General features: G+C 63.3%; 8 protein-coding genes and 2 riboswitches. Of the genes, 1 reads left to right on the top strand and 7 read right to left on the bottom strand.

The genetic code is table 11. The features are described from left to right. Positions 1-33: 33 nt before the first annotated feature. Positions 34-711: a ribose-5-phosphate isomerase RpiA gene (gene rpiA, locus DW355_RS11665; RefSeq protein WP_131280281.1), complete on the bottom strand. Its 678-nt coding sequence runs from the start codon at positions 709-711 to the stop codon at positions 34-36. Positions 712-778: 67 nt separating this feature from the next. On the opposite strand from rpiA, the gene DW355_RS11660 reads away from it, so the two are divergent. Continuing rightward, complete coding sequence (locus tag DW355_RS11660; protein WP_131280280.1) at positions 779-1,864, top strand: quinone-dependent dihydroorotate dehydrogenase; 1,086 nt, start codon at positions 779-781, stop codon at positions 1,862-1,864. 366 nt (positions 1,865-2,230) lie between these two features. Here DW355_RS11660 and DW355_RS11655 read toward each other — a convergent pair whose 3' ends face one another. From DW355_RS11655 to DW355_RS11630, 6 genes are all read right to left on the bottom strand, one after another. Continuing rightward, positions 2,231-9,541, bottom strand: coding sequence for a hemagglutinin repeat-containing protein (locus tag DW355_RS11655; RefSeq protein WP_131280278.1), 7,311 nt, complete (start codon positions 9,539-9,541; stop codon positions 2,231-2,233). 118 nt (positions 9,542-9,659) lie between these two features. Then, positions 9,660-9,757, bottom strand: a riboswitch (cyclic di-GMP riboswitch). A gap of 127 nt (positions 9,758-9,884) precedes the next feature. Next, on the bottom strand, positions 9,885-11,645 hold the full coding sequence (locus DW355_RS11650; protein ID WP_131280276.1) for a ShlB/FhaC/HecB family hemolysin secretion/activation protein: 1,761 nt from the start codon (positions 11,643-11,645) through the stop codon (positions 9,885-9,887). A gap of 115 nt (positions 11,646-11,760) precedes the next feature. Next, positions 11,761-11,877: riboswitch (cyclic di-GMP riboswitch) on the bottom strand. A gap of 51 nt (positions 11,878-11,928) precedes the next feature. Beyond that, positions 11,929-13,062: an NAD(P)/FAD-dependent oxidoreductase gene (locus DW355_RS11645; RefSeq protein ID WP_131280275.1), complete on the bottom strand. Its 1,134-nt coding sequence runs from the start codon at positions 13,060-13,062 to the stop codon at positions 11,929-11,931. 54 nt (positions 13,063-13,116) lie between these two features. Then, a complete protein-coding gene (locus DW355_RS11640; protein WP_131282641.1) occupies positions 13,117-14,532 on the bottom strand; it encodes an efflux transporter outer membrane subunit in 1,416 nt (471 codons plus the stop codon). A 70-nt stretch (positions 14,533-14,602) separates the two neighbouring features. After that, positions 14,603-17,758, bottom strand: coding sequence for an efflux RND transporter permease subunit (locus DW355_RS11635; protein WP_131280273.1), 3,156 nt, complete (start codon positions 17,756-17,758; stop codon positions 14,603-14,605). 52 nt (positions 17,759-17,810) lie between these two features. Beyond that, complete coding sequence (locus DW355_RS11630; RefSeq protein WP_131280272.1) at positions 17,811-19,016, bottom strand: efflux RND transporter periplasmic adaptor subunit; 1,206 nt, start codon at positions 19,014-19,016, stop codon at positions 17,811-17,813. Positions 19,017-19,022: the final 6 nt, after the last annotated feature.

The following is a 19,022-nucleotide window of genomic DNA, read 5'->3' as shown; positions in this document are numbered from 1 at the left end:
TCTGTTGGAGCAGTAAGCGCGGACCACCAGTCATCAGGACGTGAAGTTCAGCGTCTTCACGCCGTCCGCCGTCCCCAGCAGGCAAATCTGCGCCCGCTGATGGGCGAAGACCCCCACCGTCACCACCCCCGGCCACTGGTTCACCTCGGACTCGAAGGTCAGCGGGTCGCGGATCTGCAGGCCGCGCACGTCCAAGATGTGCTGGCCGTTGTCGGTCAGCAGCGGCACGCCGTCCTTCAGGCGCAGCGTGACCGTGCCCCCCATCGCCTCGAACTGGCGGGTGATGCGCCGCGTGGCCATGGGGATCACCTCCACCGGCAGCGGAAACTGGCCCAGCACAGACACCAGCTTGGACTCATCCGCGATGCAGATGAATCGCCGCGCCTGCGCCGCGACGATCTTCTCGCGCGTGAGCGCCGCGCCGCCGCCCTTGATCATGCAACCGGCACCATCGATCTCGTCGGCGCCGTCGATGTAGACGGACAGCTCACCCACCTCGTTCGCATCGAACACGGGAATGCCGATGGCCTGGAGCCGCTCGGTGCTGACCACGGAGCTGGACACCGCGCCCTTGATCTGGTCCTTCATCGAAGCCAGTGCATCGATGAACTTGTTGACCGTGGAACCTGTGCCCACCCCGACAATCTCGCCGGGAACCACATACTGCAGCGCGGCCTGGCCGACCAGGGTTTTGAGTTCGTCTTGGGTCATGAAAGGAGTTGGGGAGAGGGAAAAAGAAGGACGCAGAAACCGAAAAAGGTTCTGGGACAATTATCCAATGTCCTTCCTACCCTCTCTGCTCCCCTACGCCCTGCCCCGCGCCCTGCTGTTCAAGATGGACGCCGAAGCCGCGCACGATTTCACCCTCGACATGCTGGCCCGCACGCAGAACACGCCGCTGGCCTGCGCCTACCGCCAGACCCGCGTGGAGGATCCCGTCACGCTCGCGGGCCTGACCTTCCCCAACCGCGTGGGCCTGGCCGCCGGCCTGGACAAGAACGCGCGCTGCATCGACGCCTTCGCGTCCATGGGCTTCGGCTTCGTGGAAGTCGGCACCGTCACGCCCCTGCCCCAGCCCGGCAACCCCAAGCCGCGCATCTTCCGCCTGCCGCAAGCCAACGCGCTGATCAACCGCCTGGGCTTCAACAACGAGGGCCTGGACGCCTTCATCGCCAATGTGCAGAAGGCCAAGTTCCGCCAGGGCAACGGGTGCCCGGCCCTGCTGGGTCTGAACATCGGCAAGAACGCCGCCACGCCCATCGAGCGCGCCACGGACGATTACCTCCAGGGCCTGGAAGGCGTGTACCCGCATGCCGACTACGTGACCATCAACATCTCCAGCCCGAACACCCAAAACCTGCGCAGCCTGCAAAGCGACGAAGCGCTGGACGCCCTGCTCTCGGCCATCGCCGCGCGGCGCGAGCAATTGGCGCAGCAACATGGCAGGCCCAATGGCCAAGGCGGCGTGACGCCGCGCCGTGTACCCATCTTCGTGAAAATCGCGCCCGACCTGGACGAAGCCCAGGTGCAACTGATTGCCGCCACGCTGAAGCGCCAGGGCATGGACGGCGTGATCGCCACCAACACCACCCTGGCCCGCGACGCAGTGCAAGGAATGCCGCATGCGCAAGAAACCGGCGGCCTCTCCGGCGCGCCCGTGCTCGAAGCCAGCAACCGCGTCATCCGCCAACTGCGCGCCGCGCTGGGCAAGGACTTCCCCATCATCGGCGTGGGCGGCATCCTGAGTGCAGGGGACGCGGTCGGCAAGATCGAGGCGGGGGCGGATGTGGTGCAGATTTATACCGGGTTCATTTACCAGGGGCCGGGGTTGGTGCGGGAGGCGGCGGAGGCAATCAAGCGCTAACAGAGATAAATCCTTCGGCACCTCGAACAAAAAAATTCAGACACGCCTGGAGATACAGGCCGATCTGGATGCTTTCATGCTGTTCTACAACACCCAACGCACCCGTCAGGGCTACCGCGTGCAGGGCAGGACGCCGGCTCAAACACAAAATTCAGGACTGGCTCCGCCCGGACGTCGGGCTAAGTTTTTTTCGTTCGAAATACTCATTTCGAAACTTACTAACGCCTTCAGGAGTTACGTCCTCATAGCCCCATTGGACATTGCATACTGGACAAATCTCGTAGCTCGGTGTCTTTCCATCGACTCCCCATGGAAAGAATGGACGGCTATCGTGACCACATACTCTGCAGCAATATAGATCTGTACTCATTTTGAGTTCCAAAAATCCATATTAGAGTTGAATCTATGACTAGCTGGGTTAGGCCGAAACATGGTTCTAGGCAGGCCGTCGACTGTTCTCACAGCAAAAATATTAGTAGTTGGATTATAGAAAAGCACATCGCCACTGCCATCAATAATCTTTGTTAACGTTCCTGCGGGAGGGTTAGCGATAAATTCCTGTGCCGCACGATAGTACTCATTAGAAGACTGGAGGCTTGGAAACTCCAATTTGTGCTTCTCCCAGTGCGTAGCCAAATTTAGTGCCGACTCGCCGGGTTTTCCAACTGTCCAATTTACTGGCTCCATTCCATCCCGATAGAAGCTATTTACCATCGTCTGAGCATCAGTTCTACTCAGGCTCGCTAGTGCTGCCAAACTCTCCGCCCCATTTGAAGCGGCTCCTGAAATTGCACGCACACCCAACTTGCCTAGATCCAATATAGCTTTGGCATCAAGCAGCCAACTCTCTGGATAGACGGGCACCAAGCCCTGGGCTTTTTCTTGAGCTACACGCCAGTATTTCTCCAGCGTGTTGTAATCTGGACAGGCATAGGGCGCAGTGCATCCCAATTCACTCATCTGGGCTTGGATAAACTGACTTACCTTATTGCAATCCTCCCCTTCACAGGTAGCAGCGGCATTGGCTAAGAGCTTGTCACTAAGCTCATCCTTGTAGCGCAATGCCGAAGCAGTACTGCAAGCCTCTGGACTCTTTTCAATGTAGCAAGCTTTCTCGGCATTTTTGAGCTTTTGGCGCTCTTCATGCATTAGATAGTTATTGGTTACCTCGTTGTAGGCTGTCACACCACCTGCTGCACCACCTGAAGCGGCACCTACTGCTGTACTGGCGGCTCCAATGAGAATGCTGGCCAGCGGGCCATCGATACCGGCGTCACTCAAGGCATCCGCCACGGCAGGCGCAGTCAAGGTGCCCAACGCCGCACCTGTTGCGCCACTGGCTCCGCCCGTGAGAGCACCGATGGTCGTATGCGCCAGCACGCGCAGCGTGCCCTGAGGACCCCAATCACTCTTGAGCTGATCAGCCTCAGCCAGCAATTGCGCTCGGCGCACCGGGTCGCTTTCATTGTTCGCCTGCTGCTCCAGCTGATCTGCCTGCTTCAGCTGCTTCTCGGCGTAGTCGCCCACCAGCTTGCTGGCGTTCTGACCAAAAGCCTGGGTGATCGCCACCTGAGCGCCCAACTCCGCCTGCACGTCCGCCAGATCAAAGTTGTTGTCTATGCCCGTTTCCTTGTCTCCCGTCCTAGCATTCTGATTGCCCGCGATACCACTGATGCCGGCCGAGGTGGTACTGCTGTCGTTGCCGGAGTCATATCCGTAACCCGCACTGCCACTGCCTGTGCCCACCGAGACACCGATGCTTTCCGCGCTATAGCTGGCCTTATTCTCAAGGTCCCTCAGCGTCAAGCTCGCAGTTTTGAAGCTGTTTTTTCCGCCATCCACCGCTTTATCGGTGCTGGTGATGGCCCCGCCGATCAGTTCCGTATTGCCTTTCACATTGACCTGGAAGCCGCCGTCACCGGCCCTGAGGCCGCTTTGCTGCTCCACGCTCTGGTAGTAGCTGTCGATCGTGGTCTGCCCATAGTTCACGCTGGCGCTGTTGCCGCCATACCCAACAAAGAAGCTGCCGCCTGCGCTGTAGCCATCTTCCTCGTAGGTGGCCTGGTTCTGCAGACTCTCGATGGTCAGATCGCCGCCCACCTTGGCGGTGATTTGATGGGCCTGTGCAACCGCGCCAATGAGCGATGTGTCACCCCCGCTGTTGATTTCAAGGAGTTGGCCCGCCTTGATCTGGGTGTTGGTGTAGGCCGTCTCTGAACCATCACCGTTCATCTGGCTCGTTCCGAAACTGCCCATCACGCCAAACCCGTTGCCCTTGGCGCCCATGGTGTAGCCGATGCCCAGGCTGGCATTGCTGCTGCTCTGGGTCGTGCTCTGCTCCCGGTCATTGCGCGCGGCCAACAGCGCAATGTCACCTTCGGCATTCAGGCTGACTTTGGTTTCTGCTTTGATCGAGCTGCCCTGGATCAGGATGTCGCTGTCCTGGCCTGCCCCAGTGGCATTCAGCTTGATGGCGCCGCCCGCGACCAACTCGCTTCCGCGGGATCCGTCCGCCTTGGTCTCGGTCGTTGACGTGCTGCTGGACGAACCGACACTCAAGCTGAAGCTGACGCCCATGGCGTTGCCATCACCCTCATTGGCAGCGTCCGCCAGCTTCTGGGCCGTGTTCCCCGCCTGGTACGCCTGCATGGCCATGGTCGCGGCGCCGAGCGCCTGCATGCGTTCACTGTCCGTGCTCTGCATGGTCTGAGCGGTATTGCTCATGCTCTGGAAGGCGGACAACAAGGGACTGCTCACGCCCAGGCTCAACCCGCTCTGGCTGGTTTTCTGCTGCGTCCAGGACTCACTGGTCTCCCTCGCCTCGACGATCTGGACGCGCTCGGCATTGACGGTGATGTTCCCATCAGAAGTCACCTTTTCACCATCCACCTCAGTGACTTTCGTTCCGGCGGTCAGGTCGCTACCGATTTGTGTGTAACTCTTGCCCGCACTGAGTTCGACATTACCGGCAATGGCCCCCACGGTGCTGCCCGCCGCATGGGTCTGCGTGCCGCGTTGCTCCATCGACTGGCTCTGGCTGCCACCGAGGGTGATGGCCATATTGCCCATGCCGAAGCCGCTTTTCGTGTCCTTGCGGTAGCTGCTTTGGGCGCTTTCCGTTTCCACCGCGAGGATGTTGATGTTCTCACCCGCATCCAGGCTGACGCCAAAGTCACCCACGACATTGCTGCCCGCTACCGTGATGTCGCCGTCGGCGCTGATGTCGACAACATCCCCACCCCAGTCACTGGCCTGCGCCGAGGTGTAGCTGCTGCTGCTCATGCGCGTGCTGCTGCTGGACGACAAGGCATTGCTGGCCGTGCCGTAGCTGCCGACCTTGTTGCTGTACGTGGCCTCTCCGGCTTCGATGGTGATGTCGTTGCCCGCGCTGGCGATCAGCACGCCCTCACCCTCGCCCATGCCCGCCTGCACGCTGGCGGCGCGGCTGAAGATGTCATTGCCTGCGTTGAGGACGATGTTGCCGCTGGCGTTGATCTGGCTGCCCACCTCCTGCGTCTCGCTCGTGCGCGAGTAGTTGCGGCTGTAGGTCATCTGTCCGTTTTCAGTGCTCAGCACTTCGGAGCCAGCGGGCGCCTTTCTGGTTGTGGTCTCGCCCGTTTCTGGGTTGACTTTCGTGGTGCTCTTGGTCTTCTTGTCGTAATAGACGTCGCTGTAGCTGCCCGTCTGCAGCGTCTCCAGATTGATGTCGTTGCCCGCGTTCAGACCGATGTCACCGGCGCTTTGCAGCACCGCGCCCACCAGGTTGATGTCATTGCCCGCGCTGGCCACCAGCACCCCATCGGGCTTGGACACATACAGGGCCGCCACCCGGTCCACATACTGGCCGCCAAAGGAGGCGCTGCCACTCTTGCCCACCTTGGATTCACTGTGGCTCTCGGTGGTGGTGCTGGCGATTTCGATGTCACCGCCCGCCTTGAGGGATAGCGCGGTCTGCGCGCCGATGCTGCCGCCGATGTTGCGGATGTCCTCCTCGGCCTCCAGGAAGACGGCGCCGCCCGTGATGTCGCCACCCAGGTTGTTGATGCCCTCGGCGCTGATCTGCACGACCTGCCGCCCGGCGATGCTGCCGGTGTTGAGCAAGTCTTGCTCCACGTCGATGATCACCTTGCGCCCGGCGATCACGGAGGTGCTGCTGCCGCCAAACAGCAGGCCATCTTCGCCGAGGTCGCCCTTCTTGGGCGCCAGGTAGACCTGGGGCACCAAGGCCAGGGTCGTGCTGCCATCGGGCAGCGTCACCGTGCGCTCCACCAGCCAGACGATGTCGCTGGTCAGGGACGCGACCTGCTCCGCCGTGAGCGTCACGCCAGGCACCAGTTTATGCGCCTGCGCGAAGGTCACGCCAGACTCCATCAGCGCCTGGTATTGGGCTTCGTCATCGCTGTAGTCGCCCAGGAAGCGCTGGCCCGTGAGCTGCGCGACCTGTTCACGCACCAGGCGCTGCTCATAGAAGCCATCACCCAGGCGCTTCTGCGTCGTGGCCGGATCGGCTTGCAGGGCCGTCAACAGGTAGTCGCTGCTGCGCCATTCGCGCTGGTTGGCGAACCGCGGGTCGGTCTCGACCAGATACCCGCTGTTGGGCTTGGCCGGCTGGAACAGGGCGCTGTTTGACAAGGCCGTCAATGGCGCAAGCGCCGCAGCCGGCCCCTTCGCGCTGGTCGCCGGCGGCAAGGTCAATCCAGAGCCAGCGCTCGAAGTCGCCACGCCTTGCCCTGATCGCACGACGGTCAAGGCCACGGTGCGGGGGATGGACTCGTTGTAGTCGACCGGGTCTTTCCAGCCGTGCTCATTCCAGCAGCCGGAAATGTCACACTCCCTGCCGGTCACACCATAGGACACGAAATCACCACTGCGGCGATCAAGCAGTTGAACCTGGGTGGCCTGGTTGGTCAGCTCCTTGCCCGTGATACTGAGGCTGCCGCCCGCGAGGATGCTGCTGTCTTGGTTGAGCGCGCTGACGCTGGCACGTATCGTCATGTTCCCACCGCTCAAGATCTGCCCAGCCTTGCTCTGGGTGACCGTGACGGTCTGCGCGGTTTCGGTGTAGGTGCGGTAGCTGCGGTATTCCAGGTCCTGCGTAACGACGATGGCGCGCATGTCTTGGACCGCTTTGTTGAGTGCTATCCACGGAGCGGCCTTGGCTTGCCACGCCGCGATCTCCGAAGGCGTTGGCTCCGAGTAATAGTACCCATTTGTTTCACTATCCCAGGCCAGTTTTCCGGCCTGTGATTTAGGCCCCGGAGCAGACCAAGTCGGTGCTTTTACCCCCATATGACCCCAGATCGGATCATTAGGCCCGTACACGAAAGACTCGTCGACCCAATAGGTTGCAGAGTTGTCACTCGACGTATCTGTTTCGTAGTAACCACCTGAAACGGGATCTGGGCCATCGTAGTACTTCTCGTACACCGGATTGCCGTATATGCTGTTGGCCGGCACGATGTAATACTTCTTGGTGGTCCAGCCGATTTCTCCGTCCTTGAGCGTCCCTCCTACGGTGAAGAGTTCCCGGTGGCTGCTGGTCGCGCCATCCCTGATCTCCCAGCGCAGGTCCGCATTGGTGTTGCGCAGCTCGCCCACTGTGAGTGTCATCGCCCCCAGGCTTTCGATCGTGGCGCCATCGTTGTGCAGCAACTTGGCTTCGCCTTGCGCTCGGCCTGCGGCATCCAGACCCCCGCCGATGAACAAGCCGTCAGCACCACTGAACAGCAAGGCGTCGCTGCGGTTGTTGATCTGCTGCGCTCCGATGTCCAGCCGCTCGCGCGCGGCGATGACCGAACTGCTCTCATTGATCAACCCATCACCCGCCGCAATACCCAGCACATCACCGTAGATGCGGCCTTGCTGGGTGTTGAGCACGCTCGCGGCTTGGATGCGCACCTGGCCACCATCCAAGACGCCCCGGTTCTCCAGGGCTTCGCCGATGTTCAGTTGCGCGTTTGCCGCCGCCACGATGCCTGCGGCCTGATTGTCCAAGCTCAGGGCTTGCAAGGCCAAGGCCCCATCGGCCAGCACCCTGCCACTGTTGCGCAGTTGGCCTTGCACCGTGACACCCAAGGTATCGGCCTGAATCAGCCCCTGGTTCACCAAAGAACCGCTAGCGCTGACCTGGGCTTGCCCATCGGCGGTCACAACCCCAGTGGCCGTGTTGCCAATGTCTGCGGCAGTGAGGCTCAAACCCCCTTCGGATTGCAAGACGCCGCTGTTCGTGACCGACTCGGTCACCGTCAGATCCAGAGTGTCACGGGCTTGCACCTTGCCCTGGTTGTTCAGCGTCTGGGACTGAACATCCACGCTGACACCATCCACCAAGCCCTGGTTATCCAGGCTGGCCTCGGCACGGACCATCAGTTGATTCGCGGCGATGACCGCGTTGGATGTGTTCAGGATGGTTGCAGCGGTGAGGCTCAATTCGCCGCCCGATTGCAAGACGCCACTGTTCGTCACAGTCTCGGTGATAGCCAAATCCAAGGCGTCACGGGCTTGCAGCCTGCCCTGGTTGTTCAACGTCCGGGATTGAACGTCCACGGCCGCACCATCGATCAGGCCTTGGTTGATCAGGTCCGCTTCGGCACGGATACCTAAGCCTGTTGCGGCCACGACGCCGCTGGACGTGTTGGTCACGCCCTGAGCCTGCACGGCGATCTGGTGCCCGTTGGCCTGCAAGCTGCCCGCATTGGTCAACCAGCCATTGGTCTGCAAAGTCAGATTACCCGCCGTCGCTGCGACCACGCCCCGCTGGTTCACCCCCACGCCAGCTTCAGTGCCGATCAGATGGATTTGCCCTGCGTACATACCGCCCAACTGGCTCACATCCAGCGCAAATGCGGGCGCGACCTCACCCGTTGAGGCGGCCAGTGGCGTGGCCTCCAGCGTGGCAGCTTGGACTTTGTTGGCGCCCGTGATGACGTGCAGACGGTCGGCCCAGATGCCCGCGTTGACGTCCACAGCGCGCGCCAGGATGGCGGTGTAGTCCGTGCCACGGGCGTCGAGACCGTTGCCGCCGAAAGAGATGCGCCCACCCTGCACGCGATACGCCTCCAGCGTACCGCCGTTGAAAACCGGCGTGCCGGTGGTCAGCGTCACGCCACCGGCGTTGATGAAACCCGCGCCGTTGACCTGAATGCCCGCAGGGTTGGCAATCACCACTTCCGCGCGCTGGCCCGCCACCTCCAGCCAGCCATTCAAGCTGCTGGGCTTGCTGCTGTTCACTTCATTGAGGATCACCCGTGCGCTGCCGCCCGAGGCCAGCCACGGATTGCCCTGCACCCAGCCGCCAAGCTGGGTTTGCACATCGCCGCGGCTGTTGTTGAGAATGACCCCTTGGCTCTTGACGTCGAACTGGCTGTAGGTGTTGCGCGAAACCCCTGCCGCGCTGGGTGTCTGGATGTTGACCAGGGGCACACCGTTGGGGGCACTCAGCACCGTGGCTTGCTGGTTACCCGGCGCCGTGGGGTCCGCCACGATCTGCGCCCAGGCCAAAGGGTGCAAGGCCCAGCCCCCCAGTAGCAACGCGGCCATCGTGGTGGCGGTGGTACCGGCTCGCCGGGCGCGGCGCTGGCCGCTCCCACCTTGGCCCGTGGCCCGTGCGTCTTCGCCCACGGCCATCAGGGCACCACGGGCACGGTTGAATATCAGTTGATAACACTGACGGTTCATGACAGACACTCCCTTTGCTAACGCGGCACGCTGCCCGCGACGAAAGGGAAAGGAGTCGCTGCGCAGTGGTCTGCAACCACTGCGACGGACATCCAGGGCCTGGCGGCCAGAAACGGATGCCCACAGCCCCGCTATCGTTTCAGCGCCTATTGCGCCGCTGAATTAGACCGGTGGCTTTGCGACCCCGCCTTTCGGACAGGTGTGCCTTGGGAACAAAGTATAGGCAGTGCGCCATATCAGCTATGCACTGGCGAGATACAAAAATGTAACAGCTGAAACGTTCAGCAATGAATTCCGATTGCGGTGCACCGATATTGATGGAACCAAGGCGTTCGAGCGCATGTCAGAGCGCCATTGAGAGCTGGAAACCCGTGGTTGTTTCGGAGGTTTGGAAACTGTCGGGCTTGGCCAGCGGCGCCGCCAAGAACAGATCAAAGGACAAGGCACCCTGGCCCTGCCCCATTTGACCGCGCAAGCCGAGCACTGCACCCGTCAAGTCCTTGCCAACCAGATTCTCGGCACTGGGGCCGCCGACCTGCCCATGGTCGATGCCCAGATAAATTTGCTGGCTGCCGCCCCAAAGATTACCCAGCGACGTACTTATCTCATTGCGCCACCACCAGCCACGTTCGCCCGCAAGGCTGGATTCGCCGTCAAAACCACGCACGCTGTAGCGCCCGCCGATGGAAAAACGATCCTGCGGGGTCAGCGGCGTCCGTTCGCGCTGACCGCGCCAACGGCTACTCCATTGGAACGCCTTACCCACAAGCTCGAAGGGCTGAGCCCAGCCACCTTGCACGCTGAAAAGCGCGAAGTGCGAACGACCTTCATCCAACTCTTCCTCTGGAGCGGCCAAGGCACCAAACGCGCCCGTGCCCCGCTTATACGTCAGTTGTGAGTCGAACTGTCCACTGCCAACCTGGGTCCGGTACTCCAGATCCAAGGCCCAACCGCCCGTGCGCCGACGCTGCACCTCGATTTCAGTGTCGTCGATGTAGTTGTTGGACTGCCGCGCAAACCCTTGCAGACCCACCGTGGTCTTGCTAGTGGCGTTGCGGTGCACCAGACGGGTGAGCGTGGCGTCCTGCTGCGCACCACGCCCGCTATACACATAGTCCTGATTCACACCCGCCACGGTCTGGTGGTAGTCGTAGCGACTGGTGTTGAATGCCACCGCCCAGTAGCCGAAAGGCACTGAGTAATGTGCCGCCGTGTTGCGGGCCCCACGGTCACCCTGTTCTTGGTCACCCAGTTCACCGCCCAAATTGCGCCCAGCCGTGATGTAAAACAGGTCGTTCAGGGTCCACCAATGGTCGTAACTGAGAGTGACATTGGCCTGGTAACGGCCGGTGGATTTGGAGCCGCCATCATCAACCGACAGATTCAGGCGAAAAGGAAAACTCTGCTGCCAGCGGATTTGCAGATCGCTTTCGCCCGGTTGCGCGCCGGGAATGATCTGGATATCCGCCTGCGCGGTCGGAACGCGACGCATGTTCTCCAATGCCTGCTCGATATGCCGCAGGTTCAGGACCTCACCTTGCTGCGCAGGAAGGGTGGTACTAACCGGCGGCTCTCGCCCGCTGCGCGGTTCGGCATAGGTCACGGCGCTGATGCGCCCGGGCAGCAATGCCAGGGTCAACACGCCACGCGACAGATCCTGAGGCGGAAGGAAAATACGCGAGGTCACGTAGCCCCGCTCGATCAAGCGCTGCTGGGCCAATTGCGCCGCATGCGACACGCCCTGGATGCCGAGGCAACGCCCTTTCAGATGAGATGGCCCGTCATTCTGCAGAGGAGCCAAGACCCAAGCAAACTCGCCATCTTCATCGCCTTCCAGGACGACACGCTCGATCAGGAAACAAGGGGATTCGTTCTCGGGCCAGCTGGGTGTGGCACGGTTTTCCGTCTCAGGCGCAGGACCGAAGACGTCCGCACCACGCTGCAAGGTTTCGCGCTGGTCGCGTTCGCGCTCGGCTGCGCGGCGTTGTTGCTCCAGATCCGCTTCAGCGGGGGTCTGCGCGCGCGCCGAAAACACCCCGAGTCCCACCACCAGGGCACAGACGATCCTGCATCCAAAACTGGACACTCGCTTGCGCGTGAACATGCGTTCCTCCCTTTGTATTCTTCAAACACGAGAACCGTGTCAGAAGGAAGGGGCGCCGCACGCGGTAGCCGTCGCCCGTGACGGACATCACGCGCCAAATGGCTGGAGAACGATGTCCGGCAGCCCCGCTGCTTATCCAACACGCTCAGACGCGGGCTGGTGCAACTACGCGGCTGACTGAGACCGGTGGCTTTGCGCCCCTGCCTTTCGGACAGGCGTGCCTCGTTACTTACTTTAGCGCAAATGAAACGCACCGCAGCCAGCCTCGGGGCCATTCCAAGGCCTAAAGCGCGTGACGTACGTACTCCCCAATCGCCAAACAACTCGTCAAACCCGGCGATTCAATGCCGAAGAGGTTAACCAGTCCGGGCACGCCATGGTCGGCTGGTCCCTGAATCACAAAGTCGGCGGCGGCTTCGTCGGGCCCGCTGATCTTGGGGCGCACGCCTGAATAGGCCGGCTGCAGGGCGCCGTCCCGCAAGCCGGGCCAGTAGCGACGGACTTCGGCGTAGAAGGACTCACCACGCGCGGGGTCGACGGTGTAGTCGATCTGGTCTGCGGAGACGACGGACAGCCACTCGGCATCCGGCCCGAAGCGCGCCTGCCCCCCCAGGTCCAGCGTGAGGTGCACGCCCAGGCCGCCACCTTCGGGCATGGGGTAGATGAGGCGGGAGAACGGCGCGCGCCCGGCAAGAGAGAAGTAGCTGCCCTTGGCGTAATGGGCCGTGGGCACATGCCGCGGGTTCAGCCCTTGGATCTGGCGGACCAGCGCAGGCGCGCTCAAGCCGGCTGCGTTGACGAAGGTTCGGGCCAGCAGCCGGGTGCTGCTGCCCGATGCGCCGTCCACCGCTTCGATCTCGATGCCCTCTGGCATCACGGTGGCGCGCGTCACCGGCGTGTTGAACACCACCTGCCCGCCCACGTTCTCCAGATCACCCTGCAAGGCCAGCATGAGGCCGTGGCTGTCGATGATGCCGGTGCTGGGTGAGTGCAAGGCAGCGACGCATTGCAGCGCGGGCTCCAGGGCCTGGGCCTCGTCGCGGCTCAACCATTGCAAATCATGGACCCCATTGGCCGCCGCCTGGGCCGCGATGGCCTGTAGCTTGGGCATTTGCGCCTCGTGGGTGGCCACCAGCAACTTGCCGCAGCGGCGGTGGCTCACACCGCGCTCGGCGCAGTAGGCGTAGAGCATGTCGCGCCCCTGCACGCAAAGGCGCGCCTTGAGCGTGCCCGTCGGGTAATAGAGGCCGGCGTGGATGACTTCGCTGTTGCGGGAGCTGGTGCCCGTGCCGATGGCCGACGCAGCCTCCAGCACCAGCACCTCACGCCCGCTCAGCGCCAGGGCACGGGCGACGGCCAAGCCGACCACGCCCGCACCGGCGACGACAACATCAACTTGTTCTGTGGTCTGATCCATGCGCCGAGCATAGTGCAGACGGGTGAGCAAACCGTATGTCCACCGAAGCGGGACTTACCCTTTCTTGCCGATCTCCGCCTCGTCCCCGCCGCCCAGCGCCTTGTACAGCTGCGCGGCCGCCGACCACATGCTGCGGCGCACCTGGATCAGGTTTTGCTGCACGGCGAAGAGCTGACGTTGCGCGTCCAGCACTTCGAGGAAGCTGCCCACGCCCTGGGCGTAGCGGGCCTCGGCGATGACCGTGGCGCGCTGCTGGGAACGCTCCTGGGCTTCCACCGCCTGCAGTTGCGCGGCCAGCTGATCGCGCGCCACAAGCTGGTCCGCCACTTCACGGAAGGCCTGCTGGAGGGTCTTTTCGTACTCGGCAATGGCGATGTCCTTGCGCACCGTGGCCAGGTCCAGATTGGCCTTGTTGCGCCCGCCCTGGAAGATCGGCAGGCTGATCGTGGGCGTGAAGCTCCAGGCCTCCGAACCGCTCTTGAACAGGCCGTCGATCTCGCGGCTGGCAAAACCGGTGGAACCGGTGAATCCGATGCGTGGGAAGAAGGCGGCACGCGCCGCGCCAATGTTGGCGTTGGCCGCCAGCAGGCGCTGCTCGGCCGCGCGCACGTCGGGACGGCGCAGCAGCACTTGCGAGGGCAGCTCGGCCTGCTGGTTCAAGTCGATGCCCTGTCCGGCCAGGGAACGCCCCGGCGGCAGATTGTCCTGCGCAGCGCCGACCAAGGTCGACAGGTAGTTGCGCGCGGCGGACTGCTGCCGCGTGAGCGAGGCCACTTCGGCGCGCGCGCCTTCGTAGGCTGCATCGGCCTGCAGGTAATCCAGATCACCGGCCAGACCGCCCTTGCGACGCTGGTCGACCAGCTCGCGGGTCTGCGCGCGGGTCTTGAGCGTGGCCTGGGCCAGTTGCAGTCGCTCGCTGGCCTCGGCCAGCGCCAGGTAGGCATCTGCCACGTTCGCGATCAGGGACAGACGGAAGCTGCGCTCTGCCTCCTCGGTCGCCAGGTAGCTGGCCTTGGCCGCATCGCTGAGACTGGCCACCCGGCCCCAGAAGTCCAGCTCAAATGAGGGAATGGCAACGTTGACATCGGCACGCTGCCCGATGACCGAACTGCCCGTGGCGGACAGGTCCCCCGGCGTGCGGCTGCGCGCCACGCTGCCACCCGCGTTGAGGCTGGGCAAGCGGTCGGCGCGCTGGATGCCATAGAGCGCCTGTGCCTCGAGCACCCGGGCGGTGGCGATGCGCATGTCGCGGTTGTTCACCTGCGCCAGCTGTATCAAAGCGCGCAGGCGCTCATCGGGAAAGAAGCTCTGCCAGGCCACGGGCTTGGCAGCCACGGTGCGGGCATCCACCTGGATTTCGGCGGGCCAGACTTCAGGCACGGAGAGCGCCGGACGCTCGTAACGCGGCGCCATGACCGAGCAAGCGGAGAGCAAGGCGGCCACGGCGACCAGGGACAGGGAACGCAGCATGAAGGGCATGTTCTGAGAAGGTGGATTCGAGGAGGCAGACGGCTGCACACCGCACGCGCCTTGTGGCAACTTAGTCATGACGTGCCTCCACTTCCAACGCCGGCAGGCCATCAGCGGCTTTGCCACCGTCCCGACCGCGGGCGGGGAACAGCCGGCTCACCGTCAGGTAGAACACCGGCACCAGGAAGATGGCCAGCACGGTGGCCGCGATCATCCCGCCCATGACGCCGGTGCCGATGGCATGGCGGCTCTGGGCGCCGGCACCGGTGGAGATGGCCAGGGGCAGCACGCCCACGATGAAGGCGATCGAGGTCATCAGAATGGGCCGCAGACGCAGACGACAGGCTTCGATGATGGCCTCTTTCAAGGCCATGCCCTGGTCTTGCAGGCTGCGCGCAAACTCGATGATCAGGATGGCGTTCTTGGACGACAGACCGATGGTCGCGACCAGGCCCACCTTGAAGTAGACGTCGTTCGGCAGGCCGCGCAGCAGCACCGCCAGCAAGGCACCGAACACACCCAACGGCACCACCAGCAGCACGGAGAAAGGAATGGACCAGCTCTCGTACAAGGCCGCCAGGCAAAGGAACACCACGATCAGTGAGATGGCGAACAGCATGGGCGCTTGCGCACCCGACAGGCTTTCCTCGAACGAGGTGCCCGACCAGGAATACCCGACGCCAGCCGGCAATTGGGCGGCTACCGCCCCCATCGCGGCCATGGCCTGGCCCGTGCTGTGCCCCGGTGCGGGATTGCCAGTGAGCTTGACCGCCGGCACGCCGTTGTAGCGGTCCAGCTTGGGTGCGCCCACCATCCACAGCGGCTTGACCACCTCGGCCAGGGAGACCATGCCGCCCGTGCGGTTGCGCACCTGCACGCGCAACATGGCTTCGGGACTGGTACGCACGGAGGGATCGGCCTGCATCTGCACGCGCAGAACCCGGCCGTTGCGTTCGAAGTCGTTGATGTAAGCCGTGCCGAACAAGGTCTGCAGCGTGTCGTTGAGCGTTGCGATGTCCACGCCCAGGGTTTGGGCCTTCTCGCGGTCAATCTCCAGCAGCAATTGCGGTCCGGCTGGCATGCCGTCCATGCGCACGCCGGCGAGCGCCGGGTTCTGCGCGGCCGCCTGCAAGGCCAAGGCCTGTGCCTGGGCGAGCTTTTCGCGGCCCAGCCCGCCGCGATCCTGCAGGCGGAAGTCAAAACCACCCACGGCCGCCAGTTCAGGAATCGGAGGTGGATTGATGCTGAAGATGAAGGCCTGCTTGAGCATGAACAGGGCCCCGTTGGCGCGCTGCACCACGGCCTTGACGCTATTTTTCTCGTCCGGACGCAGATCCCAGTCCTTCAGCCGCACGAAAAGCAGGCCTGCGTTCTGGCCGCGCCCGAAGAAGGAGAAGCCCACGATACCGATCGCGTGCTCCACTTCGGGCTGGCTCAGGAAGAACTTTTCCGCCTCTTCCATCACGGCCACCGTGCGCTCCTGCGTGGCGCCGGGCGGCAACTGCACCATGGTGATGAAGTAGCCCTGGTCTTCCTCGGGCAGGAAGCTGCCCGGCAGCTTGGCGAACATCAAGACGGCGGCGGCGACGATGGCGCCGTAGACCACCAGCCAGCGCCCGGGCTTGCCCAGCAGCTTGCGCACCGCGCCAACATACCGCTGTGTGGCAGCGAGGAAGGTACGGTTGAACCAGCCGAAGAAGCCCGTGCTGGGCAAGGCGTGACCGGTCGGGTCATGCTTGAGCAGGGTGGCGCACAACGCCGGCGTGAGCGTCAGCGCCATCAGCGCCGAGAACAGCATGGTCAACACCAGGGTCACGGCGAACTGGCGGTAGATGGCGCCCACCGAACCCGAGAAGAAAGCCATGGGCACGAACACTGCCGACAGCACCACGGTGATGCCGATGATGGCGCCGACGATCTGGTCCATGGCTTTGGCTGTCGCCTCGCGTGGCGGCAGATGCTCCTCTTCCATGATGCGTTCGACGTTCTCCACCACCACGATGGCATCGTCGACGACGATGCCGATGGCCAGCACCATCGCGAACAGCGTGAGCACGTTGATGGAATAACCCAGCACATAGAGCCCCAGCGCCGCGCCGACCAGCGAGATCGGCACCACGATGGTCGGGATCAGCGTGGCGCGCCAGTTCTCCAGGAACAGGTACATCACGATGAACACCAGCACCACGGCCTCGATCAGGGTCTTGATCACTTCCTGGATTGAGACATCGATGAAGGGTGTGGTGTCATAAGGCACTTCCCAGGTCATGCCCTGGGGCAGAAAGCGCCCGAGATCCTCCATGCGCGCGCGCACAGCCTTGGCCGTGGCCATGGCGTTCGCGCCCGGCGCAACCTTGATGCCCACGCCTGCGGCCGACTTGCCATCGATGCGCGCAAAGACGGAATAGTCCTGCGCGCCGAGTTCCACCCGCGCGACGTCACGCACGCGCACCAGGGAACCGTCCGACTGCGCACGCACCACCACGTCGCCGAATTCCTTCGGCGTGCTCAGGCGGCCACGCGTGATGACCGATGCAGCGTATTCCATCCCTGCGGGCGCCGGCGGTTGGTTCACCTCGCCCACGGCCAGCAGCACGTTCTGCGCGCGCACGGCGGCAATCACCTCGCTCGGGCTGAGCTTGTAGGAGGCCAGCTTGTCCGGGTCCACCCACAGGCGTATGGAGTATTCCGAACCGAACATCTGGGCTTCGCCCACGCCCGGCACGCGGCGGATTTCATCCAGTACATTGCTGGCCGCGTAGCTGGCGAGGTCCACACTGCTGCGACTGCCATCGGGCGAGTACAGCATGATGAACATCAGGTAGTTGCGCCGGGTCTTGGTGACGTTCACCCCGAGGCGTTTCACCTCATCGGGCAGTCGCGCCTCCACCCGCTTGATGCGGTTCTGGGCCTCGACCGAGGCCACTTCGATGTCGGTGCCGGTCTGGAAAGTCAGGTTGATGGTGCCGGTGCTCTGCTCGGAGGACGAATCCATGTAGAGCAAGCCCTCGATGCCGTTCATCTCCTGCTCGATCAGGGACACCACGGTGTTTTCGACCACCTGGGCCGAGGCACCGGGATAGGTCACGCTGATGGCCAGCGCGGGCGGCGCGACCTCGGGATACTGGGATACGGGCAGCTCGCGCAGCGCCAATGCGCCAGCCATGATGATCACCAGCGCCAGCACCCAGGCGAAGACCGGTCGATTGACGAAAAAACGGGCCATGTCGGTTTCCTTGTTATGTGCTCTGCTTTTGCGTGCGTGGGCTCAGGAGCGCTCAGCGGCTCTGACCCTGGCCGGACGCGGCCCCGTTCGGCCCTTGCGCCGTTGCGGCGGCGGCCGGGGCCGGATTCCAGATCACCGGCTTGACCGTGCTGCCGGGCGGGGCCTTCATGTGGCCTTCCACCATGACCTGCTCACCACCGGCGAGGCCACCAGTCACCGTCCATGTGCTGCCACTCATGCCACCCAGCTGCACGGGACGCGGTGCCACCTTGCCATCTGCGCCCACCACCATGACGATGGCGCCCCCTTGCGTCAGCATCACCGCGCGCTGCGGCAGGGTGATGAGCTGGTTAGATCGCGCCTGCGGATAGCGCACGCGCACGAACATGCCAGGCAGCAGTTCCTTCTTGGGATTGGGGAACTCAGCGCGCATGGACACCGAGCCTGTGTTCGGGTCGACGGCCAGGTCCGAGAACAGCAGCTTGCCCGGCAGCGCATAGGTACTGCCGTTCTCCAGCACCAGCTCCATGCGGCGAGTCTCCGCCTCTTTCCAGCGTCCGCTGTTGATAGCCTCACGCAGGGCCAGCAACTCGGCGCTGCTCTGGGTGAAGTTCACATAGATCGGATCGATCTGCTCGATGGTGGCCAGTTGTGTGGCCTCGCCCCGCCCGACCAGTGCACCTTCGGTGACCAGGGAACGACCGATGCGCCCCGAAATCGCGGCAGGCACCGTGGTGTTTTCCAGGTCCATCTCCGCACGTGCCAGCGCGGCTTCGGCCTGGCGCAGACGGGCTTCGGCGCTGTCCAGTTCCTGCTGGCTCACGGCCTTGATCTCCACCAGCGGTCGATAGCGATTGACCACGGCCTGCGCCGCGATCAGATCCGCCTTGGCCGCGGCGAAGGTAGTCTTGTAGGTACGTGCGTCAATGCGGTACAGGGGCATGCCGGCCTTGACCTCGGAGCCTTCGTTGAACAGCCGCTCCTCGACGATGCCTTCCACGCGGGCACGGACCTCCGCCGTACGCCAGGCTTGCAGGCGTCCAGGCAGCTCCTTGGTCAACAGGGCCTCGCCGGGACTGGCGATCACCACGGACACTTCCATCGGTGGCATGGCCGGCGGCCCACCCGCGCCAGCACCTGCGGTGGCTTCGGATTTGCCGCAGGCGGCCAGGAACACGGGCAGGGAGATGGCCAGCACCAGGGCCAGCGCGCGCGGCATCGAAGAAGGCGCGGAAAGACGGAAGGCAGGGGCGTTCATGGAGAG

This window comes from Hylemonella gracilis (assembly GCF_004328645.1).
GTDB lineage: Bacteria > Pseudomonadota > Gammaproteobacteria > Burkholderiales > Burkholderiaceae_C > Hylemonella > Hylemonella gracilis_B.
Note: the sequence above shows the minus strand (reverse complement) of the source record. Positions and strands in the feature narration are given on the sequence as shown.